The sequence below is a fragment of the Myxococcus sp. RHSTA-1-4 genome, from assembly GCF_020037125.1.
In the GTDB taxonomy this organism is placed as follows: Bacteria; Myxococcota; Myxococcia; order Myxococcales; family Myxococcaceae; genus Myxococcus.
In genome coordinates this window covers 154,281-165,836 of sequence record NZ_JAIQDG010000028.1, presented here as the reverse complement: position 1 = coordinate 165,836, position 11,556 = coordinate 154,281, and the positions used below count along the sequence as shown (strand labels likewise).

The 11,556-nt window shown below is 70.8% G+C and carries 10 protein-coding genes; 4 read left to right on the top strand and 6 right to left on the bottom strand.

The genetic code is table 11. The features are described from left to right. Window positions 1-80 precede the first annotated feature (80 nt). Window positions 81-671: a hypothetical protein gene (locus K8638_RS32170; RefSeq protein ID WP_223758513.1), complete on the bottom strand. Its 591-nt coding sequence runs from the start codon at window positions 669-671 to the stop codon at window positions 81-83. Then, complete coding sequence (locus K8638_RS32165) at window positions 668-1,126, bottom strand: restriction endonuclease (protein WP_223758512.1); 459 nt, start codon at window positions 1,124-1,126, stop codon at window positions 668-670. The genes K8638_RS32170 and K8638_RS32165 overlap by 4 nt, the downstream gene beginning before the upstream one ends. Before the next feature lie 147 nt (window positions 1,127-1,273). Between K8638_RS32165 and K8638_RS32160 the strand changes: the two genes are divergently transcribed. The 4 genes from K8638_RS32160 to K8638_RS32145 all read left to right on the top strand — a co-directional run bounded on the left by K8638_RS32160 (window position 1,274) and on the right by K8638_RS32145 (window position 5,522). Further along, complete coding sequence (locus K8638_RS32160) at window positions 1,274-2,992, top strand: hypothetical protein (protein WP_223758511.1); 1,719 nt, start codon at window positions 1,274-1,276, stop codon at window positions 2,990-2,992. 77 nt (window positions 2,993-3,069) lie between these two features. Beyond that, window positions 3,070-3,864, top strand: coding sequence for a fatty acid desaturase (locus tag K8638_RS32155; protein ID WP_223758510.1), 795 nt, complete (start codon window positions 3,070-3,072; stop codon window positions 3,862-3,864). Window positions 3,865-3,897: 33 nt separating this feature from the next. Then, window positions 3,898-4,887 (top strand): protein-methionine-sulfoxide reductase catalytic subunit MsrP, encoded by a 990-nt coding sequence (msrP, locus tag K8638_RS32150; RefSeq protein WP_223758509.1) that lies wholly within the window; start codon window positions 3,898-3,900, stop codon window positions 4,885-4,887. 8 nt (window positions 4,888-4,895) lie between these two features. Continuing rightward, a complete protein-coding gene (locus K8638_RS32145; protein ID WP_223758508.1) occupies window positions 4,896-5,522 on the top strand; it encodes a sulfite oxidase heme-binding subunit YedZ in 627 nt (208 codons plus the stop codon). 96 nt (window positions 5,523-5,618) lie between these two features. Here the strand turns inward: K8638_RS32145 and K8638_RS32140 are convergent, their stop codons facing one another. The 4 genes from K8638_RS32140 to K8638_RS32125 all read right to left on the bottom strand — a co-directional run bounded on the left by K8638_RS32140 (window position 5,619) and on the right by K8638_RS32125 (window position 11,545). Then, on the bottom strand, window positions 5,619-5,984 hold the full coding sequence (locus K8638_RS32140) for a response regulator (RefSeq protein ID WP_370644163.1): 366 nt from the start codon (window positions 5,982-5,984) through the stop codon (window positions 5,619-5,621). 202 nt (window positions 5,985-6,186) lie between these two features. Continuing rightward, window positions 6,187-7,428: a hypothetical protein gene (locus tag K8638_RS32135; protein ID WP_223758506.1), complete on the bottom strand. Its 1,242-nt coding sequence runs from the start codon at window positions 7,426-7,428 to the stop codon at window positions 6,187-6,189. After that, a complete protein-coding gene (locus tag K8638_RS32130; RefSeq protein ID WP_223758505.1) occupies window positions 7,425-9,950 on the bottom strand; it encodes a TonB-dependent receptor domain-containing protein in 2,526 nt (841 codons plus the stop codon). Before K8638_RS32130 ends, K8638_RS32135 begins: the two co-directional genes overlap by 4 nt. After that, window positions 9,950-11,545 (bottom strand): serine/threonine-protein kinase, encoded by a 1,596-nt coding sequence (locus tag K8638_RS32125; protein WP_223758504.1) that lies wholly within the window; start codon window positions 11,543-11,545, stop codon window positions 9,950-9,952. Before K8638_RS32125 ends, K8638_RS32130 begins: the two co-directional genes overlap by 1 nt. Window positions 11,546-11,556: the final 11 nt, after the last annotated feature.

The window sequence follows — 11,556 nt, the reverse complement described above, 5'->3', positions numbered from 1 at the left end:
CGTGAAGGGGGCCTATACCCCTCGGCCCCCCAAGCGGAAGCCCGCCGCCTCCCGCAGGTGAAGATGCGATTCCCCTGTGCTCAGCGCGGTTCACTTGCGGAATGCTCCTCCCGAGATGGTCGCCGCTGGGACCGTTGAATTTGCGCGTGGATGAACTTCCGCAGTCTTCGAATCGGGGGCCTCGAGGCAAGGGGAGTCAGGTCCACGTCCTTCAACCTGGGGCGCAATGCCCTGGCGAGACAAGAGGGCTCCACGCCCAGCAGGGCGGATAGCGCCCTGCGCGGAGCGCTGCGAGCCCATTCCAGATGCGCCGGGGTGGGTTCGCGGCCGGCGAGCCTTCGGAGGATGTCCGGCTCCAGGAAGAGGAGTCCCTCCGGGGCCGACCTCAGGAGAATCACCCGCATGGGCAGGCCCGTTCGCTCACCACTCGGGTTCAGGAGCGAATAGGCATAGGCCTTGTCCCACTCTCGCGCGTCGGGGCCCCGCCTCCCGCGCGGGCCCAGCACCAGGGCGACGATGGAGCCTCCGCGAACCATGGCGCGAGCGCGGGCCACGGCGTTGACCCAGTTGCGCCCATCCATCAGCTCGACGCCTTGTTCGAGCTCGGGGCCCAGCAGCCTGCCCAGGACCAGCGCGGCGGTGTCACTCGAAGTCACGATACAGGGCTTCATCGGAAGTCCTCCTTGTGGAGTGGATGGTCCAGGGCCCCCGCCTCGACGGCGCCACGCCACTTGCGCCGGAGCGCCGAGCGCATGCCGTGGTTCAGGGCGAGGGAGATGTCCGTGTCATTCCAGAGCAGGACGTTGCGAATCGGGTGTGCCGTCACCGCCTTCAAGGCGGGCCAGGTGAAGCCGCTGGTGCTGAACAGCAATCCCAAGGCGGGCGCTGGTCGGCGCTGCATGCGCAAGGCAAGCCTGGCGATGGCATCGAACCCGATGGGCTCGGCGTGGTCCTTCGCTTCAACGAGACACGCCAGTCCATCCACGTAGATGCCCCCGTCGATCTGCTCGAGGGCGCTCACATAGGGCCAGACGACCCTGGCGCCTTCGAGCTGGAATGCCCTCAGCAGCAGGAACTCGAAAGCCCTGCCCGGTGCCCAGTCCTCGATGCGCTCTCGCTGTCTCACCCGCTCCCAGAACGCGAGCAACTCGACCTAGCCCATCCCCTATACAACCTGTGAGGTAGACGAGTCTAGCCGTGACCTCTGACATGCGGTGAACAGGCCGGCGGACGGCGCTGGGACGCCGCGTTCCGTTGGAGTAGGGAAGGGGCCATGAACCGTACCCTCCTGTCCCTGCTCGGGGCGGTGCTGCTGTCGGGCGCCGCCTCCGCCGCGGAGAAGACTCCCGCCCGCGTCCCCGATGCCGCCGAGCTCAAGCGCATGACGGCACGCTTCGCCCCCGTGGAGCTGCGGGTGGACCTGAAGGCGCTGCCTGACTCCGAGAAACGTGCCCTCGCGAAGCTCGTCCAGGCGTCGAAGCTGATGGACGCCCTCTTCCTGCGCCAGCGCTGGGCGGGCAACGAGACGCTGCTGCTCGACCTGCTCCAGGACGAGTCTCCGGATGGCCGCGCGCGGCTGCACGCGTTCGTGCTCGACAAGGGCCCCTGGAGCAGCCTGGACGAGGCGCGCCCCTTCATCGCCGGCGTGCCGCCCCAGCCCGAGTCCGCCAACTTCTACCCGGCCGGCGCCACCAAGGCCGAAGTCGAAGCCTGGGTGAAGTCGCTCCCCGAGGCCCAGCAGAAGGAGGCCACCGGCTTCTACACCACCCTCCGCCGCGGCACGGACGGGAAGTTCCTCTCCGTGCCCTACAGCGTGGAGTACCAGGGCGAGCTGGCCCAGGCCGCCACGCTGCTGCGCGAGGCCGCCGCGCTCACGAAGCAGCCCACGCTCAAGGCCTTCCTCACCGCCCGCGCGGACGCGTTCCTGTCCAACGACTACTACGCCAGCGAGGTGGCGTGGATGAAGCTGGACGCCAGCATCGAGCCCACCATCGGGCCCTACGAGGTCTACGAGGACAAGTGGTTCAACTACAAGGCCGCCTTCGAGTCCTTCCTCGGCCTGCGTGACGACGCGGAGACGCAGAAGCTCGCGAAGTTCAGCGGCCAGCTCCAGGACCTGGAGAACCACCTCCCCATCGACCCGAAGCTGCGCAACCCGAAGCTGGGCGCGCTCGCGCCCATCCGCGTCGTCAACAGCCTCTTCTCCGCCGGTGACGCCAACCGCGGCGTGCAGACGGCCGCCTACAACCTGCCCAACGACGAGCGCGTCACCGAGGCGATGGGCTCCAAGCGCGTGATGCTCAAGAACGTGCAGGAGGCCAAGTTCGAGCGCGTGCTCATGCCCATCGCGAAGCTGGCGCTCACGCCGAAGGACCAGCAGGACGTCTCCTTCGACGCCTTCTTCACCCACATCCTCATGCACGAGCTGATGCACGGGCTGGGGCCGCACAACATCACCGTCGGCGGCAAGCAGACCACGGTGCGCCAGGCCCTCCAGGCGGCCTCCAGCGCCTTCGAGGAGGCCAAGGCGGACATCTCCGGCCTGTGGGCCCTGCAGCGGCTGGTGGACCAGGGCGTGCTCGACAAGTCGCTGGAGCGGACCATGTACACCACCTTCCTCGCGTCCGCGTTCCGCTCCATCCGCTTCGGCATCGACGAGGCGCACGGCAAGGGCATTGCCCTGCAGCTCAACCACTTCCTGGACACCGGCGCCGTGAAGGTGAACCCGGACGGCACCTTCGCCGTGGTGCCGGAGAAGATCCGCGAGTCCGTCACCTCGCTCACGAAGCAGCTCATGGAGATTCAGGGACGCGGGGACCGGAAGGCGGCCGAGGCCCTGCTGGCGAAGATGGGCGTGGTGCGGCCTCCCGTGCAGCGGGTGCTGGAGCGCCTCAAGGACGTGCCGGTGGACATCGCGCCGCGCTACGTCACCGCCGAGGAGCTGGCGCGCGGCTTCGCGGGCCCCGCGGCCGATACCGCCGTGCGGAAGTAGCCACCGGTCGCCATGCCGGCCCGCCGTGGCGTTTTTCCCGTGCGCGGCGGGCCCGGCGTGCCCAGTAAGCAAGGAGGATGCAGACCCTGGCCCACCATCCCCGTCCGGCACCGCCCGACCCGTGGGGCCTCGTCCTCGCGCTGGCGATTGTCGGCGCGTGGTGCGGGCACCTCGTCTGGCTGCTGGTGGTGCCCGGGCTGCCCTGGGACTCCCCGCTCACCTGGCTGCACGTCGCCTTCCAGGCCTGGCTGTGCACCGGCCTCTTCATCACCGGGCATGACGCCATGCACGGCACGGTGTCCCGCCGGCGCTGGGTGAACGAGGCGGTGGGCACGGTCGCCTGCTTCCTCTTCGCGGGGCTGTCCTACCACCGGCTGGTGGTCAACCACCGCGCCCACCACGCCAACCCCACGGGCGACGACGACCCGGACTTCTCCACCCGGACCCAGTCCTTCCTGCCCTGGCTCGTCACCTTCATGGCGCGCTACACGACGCTGCCGCAAATCGGCGTCATGGCGGCCAAGTTCAACGTGCTGCTCCTGCTGGGCGCGTCCGAGCCGCGCATCCTCGGCGTCTGGGTGCTGCCCTCGCTGCTGGGGACGCTGCAGCTCTTCTACTTCGGCACGTACCTGCCGCACCGGCGCCCGGACACGCCGGACATGGCGCCGCACCACGCGCGCACCCTGCCGCGCAACCACCTGTGGGCCCTGCTGTCCTGCTTCTTCTTCGGCTACCACTGGGAGCACCACCAGTCGCCCGGCACGCCCTGGTGGCGGCTGTGGCGGATGAAGGACGCCCGGGCCCGCGAGGCCGCGCGGTCCGTCGAGCCGGTGGCCGGGCCGCTCCCGGAACGGGAAGGCGCCTCCCCGTAACCGTCCGGCGGGGTGGGCCGTTATACAGGGGCCATGAGCGACAAGCCGCCCGCCGAGCCTCCCAGCTCCGAAGTCACGCCCGAGGCGCTCTACCTGCGCCGGCGCGAGTTCCTCAAGAACGCCGGCCTCTTCGCCGGGACGGCCGCCGCCGTGGCCGGGGGCCTCTACCTCCTGGGCCGCAAGCAGACCCGGCCCATGGATGCCTTCGTCCCGGACGCCGGCCTCGTCGACCTGCCGGTGGCGAAGTCGAAGGGCCCGTACGACACCGACGAGCCGCGCACGCCCTACGAGGACGTCACCACCTACAACAACTTCTACGAGTTCGGCCTCGACAAGAACGACCCGGCCCGCTTCGCGCACACCCTGAAGCCCAGGCCGTGGACCGTGGTCATCGACGGCGAGGTCCACAAGCCCCAGACGGTGGACATCGACCAGCTCACCTCCTGGTTCCCCCTGGAGGAGCGCGTCTACCGCATGCGCTGCGTGGAGGCCTGGTCCATGGTGATTCCGTGGCTGGGCTTCCCGCTGGGCGAGCTGCTCAAGCGCGTGGAGCCCACGAGCCACGCGAGGTACGTGGCCTTCACCACGCTGCTGGACCCGGAGCGGATGCCCGGCCAGCGCCGCGGCACGCTGGACTGGCCCTACGTGGAGGGCCTGCGCCTGGACGAGGCCATGCACCCGCTGACGCTGATGGCGGCGGGGCTCTACGGGCGGCAGCTGCCCAACCAGAACGGCGCCCCGCTGCGGCTGGTGGTGCCCTGGAAGTACGGCTTCAAGGGCATCAAATCCATCGTCCGCATCTCCCTCACCCGCGAGCAGCCGCCCACCACCTGGAACCTGGCCGCGCCGGAGGAGTACGGCTTCTACGCCAACGTGAATCCCGCCGTGTCCCACCCGCGCTGGAGCCAGGCCACCGAGCGCCGCATCGGCGAGCTCGAGCGCCGCCCCACGCTGCCCTTCAACGGCTACGCGGAGCAGGTGGCGCACCTCTACGCCGGCCTGGACCTGAGAAGGAACTACTGAGCCTCGTCATGGCCTCGCCTCCGTACCCCTGGCTCAACCCCGCCCTCACCGCGGGCGGCCTTGCTCCGCTCCTGATGCTGGCCGTGCAGGGCCCCCGGGGAGACCTGGGCCCCAACGCGATTGAAGCCGCGCTCAACCAGACGGGCCTCCTCGCGCTGGTGCTGCTGCTGGCGTCGCTGGCGTGCACGCCGCTGCGGCTCGTCTCCAAGTGGACGTGGCCCGCGCGCGTCCGCCGCACGCTGGGCCTCCTGGCCTTCACGTACGCGGCGTCGCACTTCCTCGTGTACGCGGTGCTGGACCAGGGGCTGGCGCTGGGCGCCATCCTCGAGGACATCGGCAAGCGGCCCTTCATCACCGTGGGCTTCACCGCCCTGGTGCTGCTGGTGCCGCTGGCCGTCACCTCGACGAACCGGTGGGTGCGCCGGCTGGGCTTCCCCCGCTGGCAGCGCCTGCACCGGCTGGCCTACGTGGCCGCGGTGCTGGGCGTGGTGCACTTCGTCTGGCGCGTGAAGAAGGACCTCACCGAGCCGCTCGTCTACGGCGCGGTGCTGGCGCTGCTGTTCGCCATCCGCGGCGCGGAGGCGCTACGCAAACGCCGGGCCCGTGCCGCGATGGCGGCGCGGAACGCCGCGTGAGGGCACCACCGGAGCGGAAGGGCTGAAACGCGAACGCCGGGCCCGTGCCGCGGTGGCGGCCCGGAACCCGGCGTGAGGGACATCCCGAGGCTGAGGCTACTTGCGCGGCAGCGGGAGGATGGTGTCCACCAGCGTCATGAGCTGCGCGCAGCTCACCGGCTTGCGGACGAAGGCGCTGATGCCGGCCTTCTGACCCAGCGCGCGGACCTCCGCCACGTTCGGGTCGCCCGTCATCATCAGGATGGGCACCTTGGACAGCTTCGGATTCATGCTGGCGCGAATCTGCGCCGCGAAGTCCGCGCCGTTCATCCCGTCCATGTGGAAGTCGGTGAGGATGAGGTCCACCGGCCCCGACTCCGCCACCTTCAGCCCCTCTTCGGCGGACTCCGCCTCCAGGAACTCGAAGTTGCGGGCCATGAGGTAGATCTTCAGCAGCGTCCGGATGGAGCGGCTGTCGTCCACCAGGAGCACCCGCTGAGGCGAGGTGCCCGCTGCCGGGCGCGCCCCCAGAGGTCGGGTCGTCTCCGCCGTGGTGCGGGAGGTTACGGGCTCTGAAGATGAGAGGGTTCCGGCCTTCATCGGATCATCAACCTCAGGTGGGGCTGTTCCCCTGGAAACTTTGTCATGTTGACGGAAGGACAGGCCGAAGTCAAAGCCGCGGGTTTCACGGGACTTCCAGGACGAAGGCCTGACTCTCCACGGAAGGCAGTCCTACGCCAGGGGCGACGGCCGGGTCCAGTTCATTGGGCACCCTCCATGTCTGGCCGGTGGACTGGATCAGAACCACGGCGTACCGGCCACGGGGCATCTCCCGGAGCGGGGCGGGGGCGGCGGGGTTCCGGGCGTCCAGGGCCAGCGGACGGACGGCGAGCTGCAGCTCCTGGACGACGACGGGCTGCATGCGCGGCTGGCCCTGCTCGTCCGTCAGGGCGGCGATGAGCGGGTCCGGCACCAGGCCCGCGGCGAGCACCACCACGTCCGGGTTGCCGTCCTGGGTGCCATCCGCGTGCATGTAGTCCACACCCGTGGCATCCGGCACACCATCGCGGTTCAGGTCGTTCTCTTCCACACTGTGGAGGCCCTCGGCCAGCTTGCGCACCACCACGCGCAGCGAGAAGTCCGGCATGCCGTCGGCGTTGGCATCGTCCGGGGTGCCGTCCCGGTTCGCGTCCACGTAGCTGACGAGGAAGCCGGGGGGGCGCTGGTCCACCGCGCCGTCCTGGATGGCGAGGCGCTGCAGGCGCAGCACCTTCATCGCGCTCCCCATCGTCGGGTCGCCCTGCACCTGGAAGGCGGGCCTGTCCAGCGGCACGCGGGCCGAGTCCGAGAAGCTCACGGACACGCCGGTGAGGGGCTGGGGCTGGCCGTCCGCGTCCGCCGTGACTTCCAGTGTGAGGGGCACGCCCGTGGTGGGGTCCACCGCGGCGCCACCCACGTCACCCGCGTTGGGCTCGCTGGTGACGCCGTACCAGGGGATGAAGTCCGGGCGGTGGCAGGGCTGCGCCGCCGCGCCGCCACAGGTGTCCGCGTCGATGAAGCCCCGCAGCAGGTAGCGCCCCGCGGGCACCAGGCTGAAGGTGAACGGCGCCGTGAAGGGGCCGGGCGCGTCGGTGCCCAGCGCCGGGCCGAAGAGCTGCTCGGCGGGGATGACGGTGAAGGAGATGGGGCGGCCGGTGCCCTGCGGCGGAGGGGGGCGGTCGGCGTCGTAGAGGAACACCACCGCGTTGCCCCGCGCGCGCGACTGCACCACGAGGCTGCCCTCGATACGGGCGTTGCGGGTGTTCTGCCGGCCGTCCGCGGTGGGCACCACGGTGGGCGGCTCGCAGCCGAGCCCGAGGAGGGACGCGAGGACGAGGCTCCCCAGGGCCATCTTCTTCCGGCTGTGGGTCGGGGTGGGGCGGCTCATGGAGTCACCGTCAGGGTGGCGTACACGCGACGCTCGATGCGGTTGCCGAAGGGGTGCTGGGAGTGTGCGCCGCCCAGGTGGCTGCCCACCAGCGCGACGTCCACGGTGTCCGGGACGGCCTTGTATCCCACGCGCGCGTTGATGACGGTGTGGGCCTTCAAGGGGTTGGACAGCAGTTCGATGCGGGTGGGGTCCGCCGCGGCGGGCTCGCGCTCAATCCAGGTGCTGGACGAGGTGAAGGCCGCGTCCAGGCCGAACTCCAGGTCCGCCTTCGTGCGGTAGGTGACGCCGCCGTACAGCTTGAGCTGGGGCGCCTGGCTGCACGGGCCGCACTCGGCCTTCTCCTCGCGGTCCGACGTGACGCTCTGGAAGGCGGCGCTCACCTTCACGCCCAGGCCGTCCACGGGGGCCATGCTGAGGCCGGCCTCCGCGCCGCGCGCGGTGTAGACGGCGTCCTCGTTCTGGAAGAACGAGCGGCCGAGCAGGTAGGAGCCGCTGGCCTCGTCATAGGACTCGCCGGCCGGCAGCCGCTGCACGGCGGACAGGCCGATGAGGTCCCTCACCGTGTTCTGGTAGAGGGCCACGTCCCAGTCGAGGCCCAGCTCCGCGGACTCGCCGCGCCAGCCCAGCTCGAAGGCGGTGAGGCGCTCGGCGCGCAGGCTCGTGCTGCCGGTGGTGAGCGCGCTGGCGCCGTTGACGCCCGGCACCGGGACGGGGATGCGGGTGTAGCTCTCCAGGAAGGTGGGCTCGCGGAAGGCGGAGGCCGCGCTGGCGCGGAAGGCCTGGCCCTCGAAGGGGATGAACAGCGCGGACACGCGCGGCGAGTGCGCCAGGCCCGGCTGGCCGTTGTCCAGCAGCGGGTGCCGGTCCACGCGGTAGCTGGCCACCAGCCGCAGGGGCTCCACCAGCCGCCACTCGTCCTGGACGAAGGCCGCGGCGTGCACCTCCTGGCGCAGCGGGCCCAGGTAGTCCCAGGCCACGCGCTTGAGGCGGCCCTCCACGCCCACGTTGAGCTGGTGCTCGCCGCCGAGCTGGAAGGCGCGGGCGAAGAGCAGCTCCGCGTTGAAGAGGTTGGAGCTCACGCTGCGCACCAGCGTGCGCTGGCCGATGGGCTCGTACTGCGGCCCCGCGTCACCGGAGATGTGGTTCCAGAAGGTCTTCAGCTTGAGCGGCCCCAGCTCGGCGTCGCCCTTGGCGTACGCGGTGACGCCGTCCATGAAGTAGTTGCGCAGGGTGCCCAGCGGGTAGATTTCCGTCGTGTAGCGGTGCACGCCGCCGGACAGGCCCACCTGGCGCCCCTCCGCGAAGGTGTAGACGGTGGACAGGGTGGCGCGCGCGCCGCGCAGGCCGAGGTCCGGGTCCGGCTCCTTCAGCTCCATGTCCGGCCGGCCGTTGGCGAAGTCGCGGCTCCACTTGTCCGCCTGCGAGTACGCCGCAGACGCGCGGTAGCGCAGCGCGCCCGAGCTGCCGTGGCTGACGAAGGAGCCGGCCGCGCTGTTGCCGGTGCCGGCGGTGGCGGAGAAGCGGGCGCGCGGGCCGCTGCCGGGGGCCTGGGTGATGATGTTGATGACGCCCAGCATGGCGTTGGCGCCGTACAGCGCGCTGCCAGGGCCGCGGATGACCTCGATGCGCTCGATTTCCTCCAGGCCGATGGGGATGGTGGACCAGAGCGTCAGGCCGAGGAAGTCCTGGTACTCCGTGCGGCCGTCCACCAGCACCAGCACCTTGTTGGCGATGCGCTGGTTGAAGCCGCGCAGGGACACGTTGGCGCTGCCCACGCCCAGGGACATCACGTCCGCGCCCGGCACGCGCCGCAACAGCTCCGGCAGGCTGGTGGCGCCGGACAGGCGGATGTCCTCGGCGGTGATGACGGTGGTGGCGTTGGGCGCTTCCAGCGAGGACTGGGCACGGCGGCTCGCCGTCACCACGCGTTCCTCGTACGGCACCGCGCCCTCGTCCGCTCCGGAGACCTCCGGGCCCTCGGGCCTCGCCGCCGGGGTCGATACGGGCACGGCCACGGTGGGCGCGCTCGCCACGGGCATGGACTCGGCGCGCTCGATGGCCTTCTCCAGCCGCTCCAGCAGCACGCCCAGTTGCTGCTGGGCCTGGATGCTCGCGGGCGGCGGCGGCATGGGCAGCGCGGACGTGTCCTCCGGCGCCGCGGCCGCGGTGGCGCTCTCGGCGGCCTTCAGCTTCTCCTCCAGCACCGCCACGGTGGTGACCACCGTGGCCGCGTCCGGCGGATTGCTGGCGAGGTAGCGCTTGTACGCGTCCAGCGCCTCCTGCAGGCGGCCGGCGTCATGGTACGCGCGGGCGATGTTGTAGAGGACGTTGGGGTGCGGCTTGATGGCGTAGGCGGCCTCGAGCTCCGCGATGCCCTGGTCATACTGCTTCTGGGCGATGAGGCTCATGCCGGCGCGGAAGTGACGGCGCGCCTCCAGACGGGCATCCGCCAGGGCCTCGCCCGCGCAAAGACACAGCGCGAGCAGGCTCGCTCGTTTGAGGAATCTGGGGGTTTTCACTAGTACGGGTCGTCCTTGTACGGCGAGGAGCCCGTCGCCTTGCCGGGCTTCGGGCTCGCCTTCTTCTTGGGCTGGAGCTTCTGCGTGAAGCGCGCCTCGGGACCTTCACCCTCGGCGGTCGCGGTGACGCGGGTGTAGCCGTCCAGGGTGAAGGTCAGGAGCGCGCGGGCGCGGCCCCCTTCCTCCTCCGGGGCGACCTCCAGGTTCAGGGGCGTCTCTCCCACGTCCTTGCCCCGGTACGTGACGCGCGCGCCGCTCGGCTCGCTGGCGATCAGGAACCGCACCGGCTTGACCTGGGGAGGATGGAGCGGCGCCAGGAGCTCCTCGTCCTCGGCGCCGGGCTGAGCGGAGGCCGGGGCCGCCGCGGCCGGTGGCGGGGTGGCGGTGCGCGTCCCCGGATTCGGGGCCGCCGCGGCGGGCGGAAGGGGCTGTATGGCCGGGGATGCGTCCGGGCGCAGCGCCAGGAACACGGCCACGCCGATGCCCAGCAGCAGCGAGCCCCCGAAGAGGGCGAACGCCAGCGGGCGCCGGTTGGGCGGCGGAGGCGCGTCATCCACGGAGATGTCCAGCGCCATGGTGCTGGGGCCGGAGCCGGGGGCGCCGTAGGGGCCGCTGATGGGGCCGCTGCCGGTGCCGGTGAGCCGGGGGCCGCTGAAGACGCCGCTGACGCCCACGGTGGACGCCACGCGCCGCATGGCCTCCAGCACGTCGTCCATGGACTGGTAGCGCTCGGAGGGGGCCTTGGCGAGGCACTTCATCACCAGCGCCTCCACCTCGGCGGGCACGCCGTGGCTGGGCCAGAGGGCGCCGAAGGCGGGAGGGGCCTCGTTGATGTGCTTGACGATGACGTCGATGCTCTGCGCGGCCAGGAAGGGCGGCCGGCCCATCAGCATCTGGTAGAGCACCACGCCCAGGCTGTACACGTCGCTGCGCGGGTCGGCGACGTTGCGCGCCTGCTCCGGCGCCATGTACTGCGGCGAGCCGAGGATGATGCCGGCCTGCGTGAGCGACGTGTCCTGGGGAATGGGGCCGGCGTCGCCGATGAAGGACTTCACCAGGCCGAAGTCCAGCACCTTCACCACGTCATGGTCCGTCTCCTGGTTGAGGACCATGACGTTGGCGGGCTTGAGGTCGCGGTGGATGAGGCCGACCTTGTGGGCCTCGCGCAGCGAGCGGGCGATCTGCTGGGTGATGTTGAGCGCGCGCGGCCACGGCAGCGGGCCCGCCTGGGTGAGGAGCTGGCCCAGCGTCAGCCCCTCCAGGTACTCCATGGCGATGTAGTAGATGCCGTCGTCCGTCTTGCCGTAGTCGATGACGGTGACGGTGTTGGGGTGGCGCAGCTTCGCGGTGACGCTGGCCTCCAGGAAGAAGCGCTTCTGGAAGCCCGGGTCCTTCCCCTCGCCGTACTGGGGGTTGAGCACCTTGAGCGCGACCAGCCGGTCCAGCGGCGCCTGCATCGCCTTGTAGACGCGGCCCATGCCACCGGCCCCGAGGGTCTCCAGGATGCGGAAGCGCTCGTTGAGGACCCTGCCGAGCAGCGGATCCTCCTCCAGTCCAGGGGGGGCGCCATTCGCCGGGGCGTTGCTTTCAATCATGTCTGCCCCCG

Bases quoted from the DNA above. Each gene is read 5' to 3' on its own strand.
- K8638_RS32125 (WP_223758504.1), bottom strand. From the start codon at position 11,545: ATGATTGAAAGCAACGCCCCGGCGAATGGCGCCCCCCCTGGACTGGAG.
- msrP (WP_223758509.1), top strand. From the start codon at position 3,898: ATGAGCGACAAGCCGCCCGCCGAGCCTCCCAGCTCCGAAGTCACGCCC.
- K8638_RS32145 (WP_223758508.1), top strand. From the start codon at position 4,896: ATGGCCTCGCCTCCGTACCCCTGGCTCAACCCCGCCCTCACCGCGGGC.
- K8638_RS32155 (WP_223758510.1), top strand. From the start codon at position 3,070: ATGCAGACCCTGGCCCACCATCCCCGTCCGGCACCGCCCGACCCGTGG.
- K8638_RS32135 (WP_223758506.1), bottom strand. From the start codon at position 7,428: ATGAGCCGCCCCACCCCGACCCACAGCCGGAAGAAGATGGCCCTGGGG.
- K8638_RS32160 (WP_223758511.1), top strand. From the start codon at position 1,274: ATGAACCGTACCCTCCTGTCCCTGCTCGGGGCGGTGCTGCTGTCGGGC.
- K8638_RS32170 (WP_223758513.1), bottom strand. From the start codon at position 671: ATGAAGCCCTGTATCGTGACTTCGAGTGACACCGCCGCGCTGGTCCTG.